12 protein-coding genes, 1 tRNA gene, 1 other RNA gene and 1 pseudogene are annotated in these 12,655 nt (G+C 45.4%); 7 read left to right on the plus strand and 8 right to left on the minus strand.

Annotation, left to right across the window (positions count from 1 at the left end; translation table 11 throughout):
* Positions 1-209: 209 nt before the first annotated feature.
* Positions 210-1,070, minus strand: a complete 861-nt coding sequence (locus Q9O24_00435; GenBank protein ID MDQ7073651.1) for a sterol desaturase family protein — start codon at positions 1,068-1,070, stop codon at positions 210-212.
* A 7-nt stretch (positions 1,071-1,077) separates the two neighbouring features.
* Entirely contained in the window at positions 1,078-1,707 is a 630-nt protein-coding gene (hflD, locus tag Q9O24_00440; protein ID MDQ7073652.1) for a high frequency lysogenization protein HflD, read from the minus strand.
* A 619-nt stretch (positions 1,708-2,326) separates the two neighbouring features.
* On the opposite strand from hflD, the gene Q9O24_00445 reads away from it, so the two are divergent.
* From Q9O24_00445 to cyaY, 5 genes are all read left to right on the plus strand, one after another.
* Positions 2,327-2,575 (plus strand): hypothetical protein, encoded by a 249-nt coding sequence (locus Q9O24_00445; GenBank protein MDQ7073653.1) that lies wholly within the window; start codon positions 2,327-2,329, stop codon positions 2,573-2,575.
* Positions 2,576-2,646: 71 nt separating this feature from the next.
* Entirely contained in the window at positions 2,647-2,979 is a 333-nt protein-coding gene (locus Q9O24_00450; protein ID MDQ7073654.1) for a hypothetical protein, read from the plus strand.
* A gap of 332 nt (positions 2,980-3,311) precedes the next feature.
* Positions 3,312-4,274, plus strand: a complete 963-nt coding sequence (locus tag Q9O24_00455; protein MDQ7073655.1) for a XamI family restriction endonuclease — start codon at positions 3,312-3,314, stop codon at positions 4,272-4,274.
* Between the two features lie 2 nt (positions 4,275-4,276).
* The gene (locus tag Q9O24_00460) at positions 4,277-5,812 is read left to right on the plus strand and encodes an Eco57I restriction-modification methylase domain-containing protein (GenBank protein ID MDQ7073656.1); all 1,536 of its coding nucleotides are present in this window, start codon (positions 4,277-4,279) and stop codon (positions 5,810-5,812) included.
* 355 nt (positions 5,813-6,167) lie between these two features.
* Positions 6,168-6,482 (plus strand): iron donor protein CyaY, encoded by a 315-nt coding sequence (cyaY, locus tag Q9O24_00465; protein MDQ7073657.1) that lies wholly within the window; start codon positions 6,168-6,170, stop codon positions 6,480-6,482.
* A gap of 424 nt (positions 6,483-6,906) precedes the next feature.
* Here the strand turns inward: cyaY and Q9O24_00470 are convergent.
* A pseudogene (locus Q9O24_00470) lies at positions 6,907-8,029 on the minus strand (IS630 family transposase).
* A gap of 26 nt (positions 8,030-8,055) precedes the next feature.
* Between Q9O24_00470 and Q9O24_00475 the strand changes: the two are divergent.
* Entirely contained in the window at positions 8,056-8,598 is a 543-nt protein-coding gene (locus Q9O24_00475; protein MDQ7073658.1) for a hypothetical protein, read from the plus strand.
* Positions 8,595-9,257: a transposase gene (locus Q9O24_00480; protein MDQ7073659.1), complete on the plus strand. Its 663-nt coding sequence runs from the start codon at positions 8,595-8,597 to the stop codon at positions 9,255-9,257. The genes Q9O24_00475 and Q9O24_00480 overlap by 4 nt, the downstream gene beginning before the upstream one ends.
* Before the next feature lie 21 nt (positions 9,258-9,278).
* Here the strand turns inward: Q9O24_00480 and Q9O24_00485 are convergent, their stop codons facing one another.
* The 5 genes from Q9O24_00485 to Q9O24_00505 all read right to left on the minus strand — a co-directional run bounded on the left by Q9O24_00485 (position 9,279) and on the right by Q9O24_00505 (position 12,368).
* Positions 9,279-9,626: a hypothetical protein gene (locus tag Q9O24_00485; GenBank protein ID MDQ7073660.1), complete on the minus strand. Its 348-nt coding sequence runs from the start codon at positions 9,624-9,626 to the stop codon at positions 9,279-9,281.
* A gap of 390 nt (positions 9,627-10,016) precedes the next feature.
* Positions 10,017-10,349, minus strand: a transfer-messenger RNA (tmRNA) gene (gene ssrA, locus Q9O24_00490).
* Between the two features lie 35 nt (positions 10,350-10,384).
* The gene (locus Q9O24_00495) at positions 10,385-11,341 is read right to left on the minus strand and encodes a GGDEF domain-containing protein (GenBank protein MDQ7073661.1); all 957 of its coding nucleotides are present in this window, start codon (positions 11,339-11,341) and stop codon (positions 10,385-10,387) included.
* Between the two features lie 155 nt (positions 11,342-11,496).
* On the minus strand, positions 11,497-12,156 hold the full coding sequence (gene aat, locus Q9O24_00500; protein MDQ7073662.1) for a leucyl/phenylalanyl-tRNA--protein transferase: 660 nt from the start codon (positions 12,154-12,156) through the stop codon (positions 11,497-11,499).
* A gap of 136 nt (positions 12,157-12,292) precedes the next feature.
* Positions 12,293-12,368 (minus strand) — tRNA-Asn (locus Q9O24_00505).
* Positions 12,369-12,655 lie beyond the last annotated feature (287 nt).

The raw sequence follows: 12,655 nt of genomic DNA on the forward strand, positions 1-12,655 counted from the left end.
TTCCTTTGAAGCGGCGGAGTATAAGAGCTGTTTTTTTGCCTGTAATGGTTTAGAAGATCGGCGGTTTTTTTTGCCTGATTGGCTGAAAAATGGGGAAGAAAAAGAAGATAGGCGGCGGCTTATGCAAGGAGGGTGTTGGCTCTTTTTTGTTTTTATTGGCGCATTGCCCTTTGGTTAATGCGCCCTACGGTGGGGTGGTTTTAGGATTGTTATTTAGAGGGATTGTGTGGCCAACTGCGTCGATTGAGAACGTAACCGCCGACTTTTTGAGAAAAAGGGATCAGCAACAGACGGTGTAAACGTGAGCACTGGTTCACACTTTCAAACCCGTGAAGGCCAATGTTCATCTTCTGCTGACCTTGGCGAGGTTGAGCGCGGTAGGTGCCAAAGAGGCGATCCCACCACGGCAGATTAAAACCAAAATTGCTGTTGGTTTCGTCCTCTTCTACGGAGTGGTGAATTCGGTGCATGTCGGGGGTGACCAGAACCCAGCGCAGCACCCGATCCAGTTTGGGCGGCAGGCTGATGTTGCTGTGGTTGAACATCGCCGCGCCGTTGAGAATCACTTCGAAGATCAACACCGCTACCGCTGCGGGCCCGAGCAGAATGATGGCGGCAAATTTAACCGTCATGGAGAAGAGAATTTCCAGCGGATGGAAGCGTAGGCCGGTGGTGACATCAAAATCGAGGTCGCTGTGGTGGACGCGGTGCAGCCGCCACAACATGGGCAGAGCGTGTACCAGAACGTGCTGAAAATAGATCACCAAGTCGAGCAGGATCACCGCTAACAGCACCGCCAGCCCCTCGGGCAGGGAGAAATAGTTGAGCAGCCCCCACTGTTGTTGTTCGGCAAAGGTGGCCATGCCGATGGCAGCGGTGGGGAAGATCAGTCGTAGGACGATGCTGTTGAGCACCACCAGTGCGAGGTTGTTGAGCCAGCGTTTGGGTTTGCTCACCAGAAGAGTGCGGCAGGGTTTGAGGCTCTCCCACAGTGCCATCAGCAGGAATACGCCAATGAAAAAGCTCAGGCGCACGGTGGTTTCGTTTTCCAGCAGAGTGGTGAGGGTCATGGGGGTCTCAGTGGGTGGTCACGCGCAATAAATGATCAACACAAGCGACCATTTTGCTGCGTTTGAACAGCAACTGCCAGCGACTGCCTCCGCACTGTCGCCACAACACGGCAGCCCGAATGCCCGCCAGCAGCAGGACTCGGATGCGGGCGGCGGTGTCGTTGTTTTGCAGGTGGTTGTTGTTGCCGTTGACCATGATGCGAGGGCGCAGGGTGCTGATGGTGTCGCCGTACAGCCCCGCCAGCCGTGCGATCATGTTTTCGTGCAGGGGGCCGAAATGCTCCAGCTGCTCCTGTGCCGCCTGAATGCCTCGTTGAATGCGGTTCAGCATTGCGGTGTCTTTGATCAGTTTGCGTTCTAGGTGCATCAAGGTCATGACGTAGCGGGTCAGATCCACATCCCGTTTGTCTTCTCCGCCTTGCAGTTGGTCGCGCAGCACGATCAGGCCGCCGCGTAGGGGAACCTGTCCGCCGTAAATGTCCTCTACGTCGCTGGCTTCCAGTTTAAACAAGCTTTGTAACAGTGGCTCAAAAGCGTCGTTGTCACCTTTGCCGTGGTAGGCGAAGGCTTTGACTTGATGGGTGGCTTGGAAGAGCGCGGCTAGGGCGATCATTTGATCTTCGAGGGTGTGGGACATGGGGTGTTTTTATCTTGCTTGCGGTTGTGATTAAGAATTTGGATTATAAGGTGCTTTGAGCGTATTGCAATCATGTTGCGCTGGGGTGTTGGGTTTGGGGGCTTGCTTTAAGAGGTGCTTTGGGTTATAAATTCTTTTTACGCCGTTTTTTTCTGTGATGGCGTTGGGGGTTTTTATTTAACTGTTTGAAAATACTGGTTTTATTGTGTGTTTTAATTCCTAACGGGTTTGATAAATGGCCTAAATGATTGGGGTTTGACTGATAACACGGCCTGTGGCCGTACTTTTTTTGCCAATATTGTGTTGGTTTTTATGTAAGTTGTTGGTTTTTAACGAGATAGAAAGACTTTAAGAATTGGCCGTGTTCACTAAATAAACGGCCACTGGCCGTTTATTACAGAGATGCAGCAGGCGCTCCGCGCCTACTGCATCGGTTCTGCGGATGTCCATCCCCTTGCTGGCCGACGCTGCGCGCAGTCCATCAAGCGCCTGAACCGGACGAGCCTTATGAAAATAAATTTTCAACGGCGCGCCGGTTATCCGCAGAACCGTTAGGTGCTCAATATGCCCAGCGTCTAACTTGTTTTACTTTTTAGGGTGAAAAACTCGGAGAAATGTCATGAGTGATGAAAATGATGGAATTAAAGCAGCAGGAGCTGGTGCAGCAACAGGAGCAGCTGGATCTGTTGCCGCAGTTTCCAGTGCGGGTGTGGTAACTGGTTTGGGAGCTACGGGTATAACCTCTGGGCTTTCAGCTATTGGAGCTGTAGCTGGTGGAGGTATGGCTACTGGACTTGCTATTACCGCAGCCGCACCTTTGGCAGTAGGTGCTATTGGTTATGGATTGTATAAGTGGTTAAAAGACTAAATTCTATTTAGTAATAAAGCCAACTATCGTTGGTTTAATTTTTGAATTCAGGTTTTAAAAATTAGGATATTATGAAGATTAATTATGACGACTTAGAAGATAAACAACTTGCGGAATTAATAAAAGGAGAAAAAACATTCGAGCTTATAGGACTAAGCGGAAGAATAAGTGATGCAGTTTTAGTTGTTGAAACTGCAATAGAGATTCAGGGTTTTAGTTGTCGTATATACACTTATGGAAGAGTTGCTGCCTCTGGAGGCACCTTATTCGGTGGAATAACAGGAGTGCTTGGGTTGGCATCAGTTGTAGGTATAGCTGCTCACAACTTGGCTACATTAAATCCAGATTATGAAATTTCAAAGCACCTTGTAGATAATTCGATATTAATAAAATACTGCAAATAGCACCTAACAAAAAAATCCAGCGGACAGCTTAAAGCGTCACGGTTTTTGCTATTCGCAAAAAGCCGCGCCACTTTAATCTGCCGCTGATTTTGGCGATGCAGCAGGCGCTCCGCGCCTACTGCATCGGTTCTGCGGATGTCCATCCCCTTGCTGGCCGTCGCTGCGCGCAGTCCATCAAGCGCCTGAACCGGACGAACCTTATGAAAATAAATTTTCAACGGAGCGCTGGTTATCCGCAGAACCGTTAGGGCTCTCAAATAAATTCATCGAGATCTGCAAGTTGAATAATGAGATAATTCATATAATTTCTGAGAAGCAGTTAAGGTATTAAAGTGGCAGTAAATAGAAACAAAGTAGATTTATGGAAGGCTGACGTTGCTAAGTCAGTTGATTTTTATAATAAATGGTTTATGACATTCGCTCCAAAAGCATTTAGGGATACTCGCATTGAGACCACCAAACAAGTGGAAGAAGCCCTTACTTGGACTGAAAACTTGACGAATATACTTCCTGAAACGCTTATAAGTCATCCTTCAGTTTTGTCAATGCTCAGAATGACGACTTGCCCACCCATTGCTCGAGATCGCCTAATAGGGCTTGCTGGTGTAACCCCTAATTTAGTGAAAAGCATGGAGAAAGACGCTCGTGTTCCTCCAAAGATGAAGCAGCCTAAACTAATTACAGAACTTAAAATGATCGGTGTGATTATTGAGAAAATGGCAGACCCTGATATATTTGTCTGGAAAGATCGTGGGGATAAGGGTTCTAAAGAAGAAGTTCGTCGTGCATCAACTATCGTTGCTGATCGGCTATGCGGTGCTGTCGCTGACCCAATTATTCGTAATGCTCAAGAACAACGGCAACTTGCGGCCATGAAGGTATGGTTTGAAGCCCGTGGGTATCGTGAGCTTAAATCAGGTGAAGCTGAAGATTGGCTTTCTATGCCTAACGGCACTTTTTCATTTCGGTTCAATGTGCAAGTGAATCAAGGCGACGAAGGTAAGCAGGTTAATATCCCAGTTGATGCTGTAATCATGCGTAAGGACGCAAAGAAAGGTGATTTCCCAGCATTGTTTGAAGCAAAGTCTGCTGGCGATTTTACCAACACAAACAAACGCCGTAAAGAAGAAGCCATCAAAATTCAACAACTTCGCCACACATACGGCGAAAAAGTCACTTTTGACCTGTTTTTATGTGGTTATTTTGATTCTGGTTACCTTGGCTATGAAGCGGCTGAAGGTATTGACTGGGTTTGGGAACACCGTATTGACGATTTAGCACGGTTTGGATTTTAAAAATGAAAGTTGATCAGCTTGAAAACCAGCGTCAGACGTTACAGGCGAAACTTGACAGGCAAAAGACCCAAAAAGAACGTAATATCATGGGGCAATTTTCAACGCCTAATATGTTGGCAAATGATGTTTTAATCCATGCAAAAAATATTCTCCCTAAGCGTAGCAAAGTTCGTTTTCTTGATCCAGCGTTTGGTACAGGTTCATTTTACAGTGCGTTGAATAGCGTGTTCCCTGAATCCCGTATTGAAGCTGCGACTGGATTTGAAATTGACGAACATTATGGACAACCAGCTTTAAAGCTATGGGAAGAAACTGACCTTAATTATCAACTTGCAGACTTCACAAAGCAACCACCACCAAGTGAAGATGAAAAATATAATTTAATCATTTGTAATCCGCCTTATGTGCGCCACCATCATATAAACGGACAAAAAGAACGACTTCAAGCTAAAGCACTTGAAGCTGCTAACATGAAGTTGTCTGGCTTGGCTGGTCTGTACTGCCACTTTTTGGCACTTGCACACCCGTGGATGAAGAAAAATGGTATCGCTGGGTGGCTAATACCAAGTGAATTCATGGATGTTAATTATGGTCAAGCTGTTAAAAACTACTTGTTGAATGAAGTAACTCTTTTTCAGATTCATCGGTTTGACCCTAGCGATGTTCAATTTGATGATGCTCTTGTTTCATCTGCTGTTGTTTGGTTTAAAAACAAAAAGCCTAGCAAAACTCATAAGGTAAAATTCACGTATGGCGGCACAATCGATAAACCAACACATGAAAAAGACGTTAGCCTTCCCGTGTTAGCAAAAGAAAAAAAATGGACGCGCTTTCCGCTTTCTAGCGAACGCAAAGAAAACAATGATCCAAGATTGAATGATTTCTTTTCGGTGAAGCGTGGTATTGCAACTGGTGACAATAAGTTTTTTGTGCTTACTCGCGAACAAATTAAAAATCGGGGTCTCGCACTTGAACAATTTCGCCCTATCTTACCAAGTCCGCGCTACCTTAATGTGACTGAAGTTAAATCTGATGAAAACGGTTATCCAGAAATTGAAAATCAATTGTTCGTTCTGGACTGCAAACTTCCACTTGATGAAGTAAAACGCAATTATCCTAAACTTTACGACTACCTTGAAAGCGGTGTTCAGTCAGGCGTATCTGAACGGTATTTGTGTAAAAATCGTAAGATTTGGTATTCACAAGAAAATCGCGCTGAAAGCCGCTTTTATTGCACGTATATAGGTCGTTCAGATAAGGAAGGGAAAAAACCTTTCCGTTTTGTTCTGAATAGGTCAAAAGCGATTGTGGCTAATTCATATTTGATACTTTACCCCAAGCCCCATCTGGAAAAAGAAATTGAACTGAATCCAGACTTGAATGAACAGCTACTTGAAGCGTTGAACAAAATTACCGGTAAAGCCATGCTTGATGAAGGTCGCGTGTATGGTGGTGGAATGTATAAAATGGAACCAAAAGAACTGGCAAATGTTTCTGCTGTAGAAATCGGTGAATTGTTACATGCTGCCGTGCCCTAACAAGTTTGTCCAGCTGATAGCCAAAAGTTTCACGCTTTTTGCTTTCGCAAAAAGACGCGCCACTTTTGTCTACAGCTGACAAAAGCGATGCAGCAGGCGCTCCGCGCCTACTGCATCGGTTCTGCGGATGTCCATCCCCTTGCTGGCCGTCGCTGCGCGCAGTCCATCAGCGCCTGAACCGGACGAACCTTATGAAAATAAATTTTCAACGGAGCGCCGGTTATCCGCAGCACCGTCATATTCTTAAAAAATAAATTCAGTAAACCTATAAAACAAACGAAAAAGAGAAAAATACAGTGCTGATCTGGTGGTGCTGTACAATAAGTCTTCATTTTAAATTTACAAGGGAGGATTAATGGATAACTCAGAATATCTACAATGTATAGATGATATATTGAATAAAATTGATGAGACTCTAGAAGAGCTCGATTTGGATATTGAGCTTGAAATAAGTGACGGCAAGTTAGTCATTGTCTTTGATGATAATCAACAATATATTCTCAATAGCCAAAGTGTGAACCAACAACTTTGGTTGGCAGAGCCAGGTGGTGGTTGGCATTATGATTTTAAAGATGGTCAGTTTATCTGTGATAAACGTGGTCTGGACATTCTTAAGACCCTTGAACTATTGATGTCTGAAAAACTCTCTCAGAAAATAGTGCTGAAATAGCAATCCAACAGCTTAAATTCATCCCAGATTGAAAAATAGGACCATTAAAAAGCCTGATTAATTACGGCGGGGGCAAGGTGGTGGAAGCTGTGGGCTGATGGTGGTTATTTAAAAGTGGATTTGGGGTGAAAAAATTGGGATGGTGCTGTTTTCTGTTGGGATTTTCACCCCAATTTACGATGAGTCTGTGTTTCTACTTTCAACTAAAAAATGGCTTTGGTCGTCAAAAATTTCTTCACAAACCGTTGCCGTGCTTCGAACATTTCATCTGTATACCGCCCGTTTCTGGGTGTGAGTCGGATGTAATCCTTTAAGACTAATTCCGCCCGCTTTTTCTTGTAAGTCAGAAGGTAAGGGGTGATCTGTTCAAGCAAATCGAGAGCCTGCCTATTGCTAACAGAGTGTAGTGTCCTGAATATACCGATCATTTGCCTAGTGCTGCTCTAGCACGACCCACTTTTTCCAGAATATGCTCAGCACTTTTAGTCCAGACAAAAGGTTTTGGTTCCTTATTATGATGATCAATAAATTGTCGAATCTTTTCCTCTAGGTCATTGACTGAAGTAAAAATACCACGCTTTAATTGTTTTTGCGTGAGCAACCCAAAAAACGTTCCACTAAATTAAGCCATGAGGAACTGGTTGGAATAAAATGCAAAGCAACTCTCTTATTACGCGCTAACCATTTCCTTACCTTTTCGTGCTTATGAGTCCCATAATTATCAACAATGATATGCAAATCCAACTCTTGCTCCACTTGTTTCTCAACGGTTTTTAAAAATGACAAAAACTCTTGATGGCGGTGTCGTGACTTGCACTCTCCAATCACTTTTCCACTGGCAACATCTAATGCGGCAAATAAAGTACTGGTACCATGACGTTTATAATCATGAGTCATGGTTCCAGCCCGTCCCTTTTTCAGGGGTAAACCAGGTTGAGTACGATCTAATGCTTGTATAGAGGACTTTTCATCAACACAAAAAACCACCGCATTCTCAGGGGGCGATAAATAGAGACCCACAACATCAACCAATTTCTCTTCAAATTTTGGATCATTACTGACTTTAAAACCCTTTGTAAGATGGGGTTTCAGTCCACTCTCTTGCCATACACGATTCACAAAACTGTGCGTGGTTTTCAATACTTTAGCCAAGGTGCGTGTTGACCAGTGTGTCGCTCCCTCTGGTTTTAATTGTGTGGTCATACGAATAATCTCTGAACGTAATTTTGCTTGCTCCTCTGTTTTTTTCCTCCATGATTACCTCCACGAGGGCGTTCTTTTGCTATTCCAATATATCCAAATTTGGCATAACGATTTCTCCAACGGCCAACCGTATGAGCACCGACATCAAGATGTTTAGAAATTTCAATATTAGAAAAACCCTCTGCTGACAGGAGGATGATTTTTGATCGCTCTGCTAGCCGAACGGCTGTTTTTCGTCCTCGAATATTCTTTTCAAGAGCGACTTTTTCTTCCAATACTTCGGACAGTTTTAGAGAGAAAAAGATAGGAACCACAGGCGGATTCTGAGAAAATAGAGTTCTCAAAAAACGACAATCAAAGAAGGCCGCCCGTGGAATCCATAGTAGAATCGGTTTTACTCTCCATGTCCAGTGTTAAAAAACCACAACGTCTTTTTCTCTCAGCTCTGTTTTCCGCATTGATGGTTTTTCAAGGGAAAGCCACTTTTCGTAATTTGAGTCGTTACAGTTCGTTGCATGAAAAACGTCTGTCGCGTTGGTTTCGACGTTCATTTGATTTTGCACAATTCAACAGACGCCTACTTCAAAAAGAGCTGCCACAAAAGCACGATCAAATTGCCGCCATTGATGCCAGCTTTATGAAAAAAGTGGTCAGAAAACAGCAGGGTTGGGTTGGTTTTACAACGGCGCTTTGGGGCAAGCCATGGTGGGATTGGAGTTGTCGTTGGTTTGCCGAATTGATCTTCAAAGTCGAACCGCTTACGCGCTGGAGGCTCGCCAAACGTTGGACTCGGAACAGAAAGAGGGTGAGAGCCGAGTGGACTGCTACGCGAAACAGGTTTGTGACCTTGCCTGTGATCTTCAAGCGCAAGGCATTCGCTACCTTACCGCAGACGCCTACTACAGCAAGGTGAAGTTTGTCGATGCGGTCTGTTCAGATGACTTACACCTGATTGGAAAGCTGCGTTCAGATGCCAACCTAAGCTGGTATTTTGAGGGCGAATACGGTGGCAAAGGACGTCCTAAAACGTACGATGGTAAAGTCAATTTCCAAACGGAGCTGTCCCGTTTTGATGCGTGTGGCGTAATGGATAAGGGGGTATCGATTTACAGCGCCGTGGTTCACTCGTGTTGTTTCAAACGGAAAATCCGTGTGGTGCTGCTGCGATGGGAGCAGAAGACAAAAGTCCGTTCGGCTCTGCTGTTTTCTACGGATTCGGAGTTGGCTCCAGAAAAGATTGTCGAATATTACACCGCTCGTTTTCAGATTGAATTTTTGTTTCGTGAAGCCAAGCAACATACGGGTTTAATGGATTGCCAAGCGCGTTGCCCAGAGGCCATTCAAACTCATATTAATGCCTCGTTCACCGCACTGAATTTATTGAAGCTGGAAGACCGTAAGGACAAAAACAACCCTGAGCCTTCGGTGATTTCGATTGCCTCGTGGCGACGCAAGAAATTCAATCAATATTTGATGAAAATACTTTTTGACAAGTTAGGTTTGGAGAGATCTTGTCAAAAAGTCGAGGCGGTTTACCATGAGCTGAGTGAGTATGGGGCTATTCAGGTTTAAAACTGTCCGAAGTATTGTTCTTCAGCAGTAAGCTGAATGGTGATGGCTGAATTCATTGTTAACCCCCTGAAACCTAGTAGAATAGAGCTTATCATAAATGATCGGTATATTCAGGACACTACAAGAGTAGGTAAGACTGGGAGTGTGATGCTGTTTAGCGGTACGTTTATTGGTGATTTTACCTGTGCCAATTTTTTCTAGACAGAAGGTTAAAGCTGGTTTTTCAGTATTGCTGACGCTGACCATCAGATGACGGTTTTCATTGCTGTGTCGGTGGGAGAGGGTAATGGTGCCTTCGCCATCAATCAGACCGGCAATATAAGCGGCATCTTCTGAAGAGAGTTGATTGGTTTTTTTGTAATGGGTCATATCTCAAGTATAGGTTTTTCTGCTCAATTTTTGGGCAAAAAAAAATCCCGACTGGGTTAAAAACCGAGTCGGGATCCTATCTGGTGGAGACGGCGGGACAGTGAATCCACTACTTTCGTAGCGGTCTGGACTATGCCTTCACCCATCCTCTTGCTTACGCTTGAGTGATGGGGCGGAGCGTATTATTAACTGGCTAGTTTTCCAGTTAATCCTAGTGCTCGCTCACTCATAAAAATGAGATCAGCGAGTCTATAAGTCTCTACAGGGCAGGCCTGAGGTTAGCCCTCTTCCTACCCCTCGGCGTTGCCATGACATCTGTTGATGCCGACAGGTTTCTCCGATGTGAGCCCCGTTTTCACTTTAATCTTACGACTAAAGGCGACCCTTTATTGATCGAACCCGCGTCCGCAAATCCTCTGCCTTTGGTCCTACATGCTTAGTCACGTCTTTAGGTTTAGTCGTTTAATGGCCGACGGACAGGCCAAAAATTGACGATTCTCTTAAGGTTTTAATGGATCGGCCCGAGACGTGCTTCTCCACGAGCTTGTGAGCTGTGCTCTGGGACACGCCGCACAAGCATGGCAGTCCCAGATAAGCATGCTTAAATTAAGCTGCTAGTGCGTAGTTGTCGTCGTTGGCAACTATATAATGTGCGATTGGATTTACGAGGTGATTCGCTCCTCGACATGCACCTCCGGTTTTGTAACCCACGTCGAAGCCAGGTCGTCCCCAAAACAGGAAGAACCATTCTAGTCCACTTAGGGTGTAGATACCAGCTTTGAAGCCAACTCTTTTTGCAGCGGAACGACGGTGTTTCGGCCTTGGCGCTTGGCTTGGTAGAGCGCTTCGTCTGCACGGCAAAAGGCGCTGTCGAGGCTGTCATCGGGCTGGATTTCGGTCAAGCCAATGCTGACACTGATGTTGATCTCCATGCCTTTGAAGTTGAAGGGCGTTGTGGCGATGCCTTGTTGAATGCGCGTGGCGACAATGTTCGCGCCCTTTTGGTCGGTGTTGTTGAGGGCGATGACAAATTCATCGCCACCGTAACGGAAAATAAGATCGGTTTTTCTTAAATAACGTCTAAATACCGTGGTTAATTCACAGAGCAGCGCATCGCCTGCTTGATGGCCGAGTGTGTCGTTGACCCGTTTAAACCGATCCAGATCAACAATGAGCAGAGAGATGGGCGTTTGGTGGCGTTGCGCCAGTTGAATCTCTCTGGGCAGCATCTGATCCATGCCCAAACGGTTGTGGGTTCCGGTGAGGGCATCATAAAAAGCGTATTGCAACGCTTGTCGGTAGAGAACGGCGTTGCGCAGAGGGAAGAGCAGCTGATCAAGAGAGGCTTCGATCTGTTCAATCTCTGTGGCGAAAAAGGTTTTTTTGCGGCTGATGCCGATACAGCCCAGATCGTTGCCATCAATATGGAGCTTAAATTCTTGGTGATGCGCTGCACTTTTTCCAAAAATCAGATCCAGCTTTAGTGTGCTGTTTTGATAGCGAAGGGCGCTGTGAGGCACCTTCTGTTGGATTGTTTTAGAAAAAATAGTCAGTTGAGCTTCAATGTCCAACGTTTTAAACAGTTGCTGATTTAGATTAGAGGTGAGCCCCTTTTGTGTCGAAACAAGGCGGGCGGGCGGTAACGGTGTATTGATCAGCAAAGGGCTGTTTTTTTTGAAAACAGAAGGTTCTTGTCGTTTGTTGTGTGAGTTCATAACCTCAGGCTCAGTAATATTAGGTTTAGTTTTAAGTTAAGCGAGAGGTATGCCAATACTCTGTTTTTTCTTGTTGCTTGTAAATCAAGAGGATGGCGTGGGTTTTTTACTGAAGCGCATTCTGAGTCAAAAAACGGCCACCGTGATTTGTTGTTTTAGGGGTTGGGAATGAGCCGCTCAAGGTGAGCTAAAAAAGCATTGCGAGAAATATTAATCGCGCCAAGGGTGTGCAGATGCGGAGAGGAGACTTGACCGTCGATCAGATCCACGCCGTGGTTTTGCGCCAAATCAACCAAGGCGACTTTGGAGGCGTTGGCAACGCGGCTGAACATGGATTCACCAAAAAAAACAGCGCCGAGTTGAATGCCGTAGAGACCGCCGACCAATTTGCCCTCTTGCCAGCATTCGATGGATTGGGCGTAACCCAACTGGTGCATTTTAAGGTAAGCGGCTTTCATATCGGCGCTGATCCAAGTGCCTGGTTCATCAAGGCGAGGTTCGGAGCAGGCCTGCATCACCTCGGCAAAGGCGCTGTTTTTACGCAGTTCAAAGGGCTGTTTTTTCAGCAGTTTTAGCAGACTGCGTGAGATGTGGATGTGCTCAGGCCAGAGTACGCAGCGTGGATCGGGCGACCACCAGAGAATTGGCTCTCCTGGGTTGTACCAAGGAAAAATGCCGTTGCGATAGGCCATTAACAGCCGCTTTGGGGTCAGTTGAGCACCAAATGCCAACAGACCATTGGGGTCGTCCAAGGCCCAATCGCTGGCCGGAAAGGGGGTGTTTTCATCGTCGGGGTGGATGGGGAAGATGTTCATGGCGCTAGGGTATTGGCTACGCCCTCACAGGGGGAGAGGCTCAAGAGAAATTGTCGTTATATAAAAATTCATTAAGAGCCTATTCTACATACAAAAAAGGCCTAGCTGAAAGAATCAGCTAAGCCTTTGATTTATTTGGCTCCCTGGGACGGGCTCGAACCGCCGACCTAATGATTAACAGTCATCCGCTCTACCAACTGAGCTACCAGGGAATGCGTCTTGCGTTGGAGGCGCGAATCTTAATAGCGTCATGGGGGTGTGTCAATAGCTTATTTGAAAATCATTTTCATTTGAGTTTGATCCGTTTCTGCTGGAGATATTTTGTCAGAGTATTTGACAGATTTGCTGGACAAATCTACTATTCCCTGTGTGGACTTTTTATTAATCGTTAAAGTTTTAATTTGAGGAAATAGAAATGACAGATCTTTTTTTTGGTAGTGTTACTGGCATTATGGTGATTTTCACCGTGGCGTTTTCCGTGGTTTTTTTAGCTTGGTTG

The organism is Gammaproteobacteria bacterium, from assembly GCA_030949385.1.
Classification (GTDB): domain Bacteria; phylum Pseudomonadota; class Gammaproteobacteria; order JAUZRS01; family JAUZRS01; genus JAUZRS01.

What these genes read in the sequence shown, in the direction of transcription:
- Q9O24_00435 (MDQ7073651.1), bottom strand. Translation starts at nt 1,070, where the DNA reads ATGACCCTCACCACTCTGCTGGAAAACGAAACCACCGTGCGCCTGAGC.
- hflD (MDQ7073652.1), bottom strand. Translation starts at nt 1,707, where the DNA reads ATGTCCCACACCCTCGAAGATCAAATGATCGCCCTAGCCGCGCTCTTC.
- Q9O24_00445 (MDQ7073653.1), top strand. Translation starts at nt 2,327, where the DNA reads ATGAGTGATGAAAATGATGGAATTAAAGCAGCAGGAGCTGGTGCAGCA.
- Q9O24_00450 (MDQ7073654.1), top strand. Translation starts at nt 2,647, where the DNA reads ATGAAGATTAATTATGACGACTTAGAAGATAAACAACTTGCGGAATTA.
- Q9O24_00460 (MDQ7073656.1), top strand. Translation starts at nt 4,277, where the DNA reads ATGAAAGTTGATCAGCTTGAAAACCAGCGTCAGACGTTACAGGCGAAA.
- cyaY (MDQ7073657.1), top strand. Translation starts at nt 6,168, where the DNA reads ATGGATAACTCAGAATATCTACAATGTATAGATGATATATTGAATAAA.
- Q9O24_00485 (MDQ7073660.1), bottom strand. Translation starts at nt 9,626, where the DNA reads ATGACCCATTACAAAAAAACCAATCAACTCTCTTCAGAAGATGCCGCT.
- Q9O24_00495 (MDQ7073661.1), bottom strand. Translation starts at nt 11,341, where the DNA reads ATGAACTCACACAACAAACGACAAGAACCTTCTGTTTTCAAAAAAAAC.
- aat (MDQ7073662.1), bottom strand. Translation starts at nt 12,156, where the DNA reads ATGAACATCTTCCCCATCCACCCCGACGATGAAAACACCCCCTTTCCG.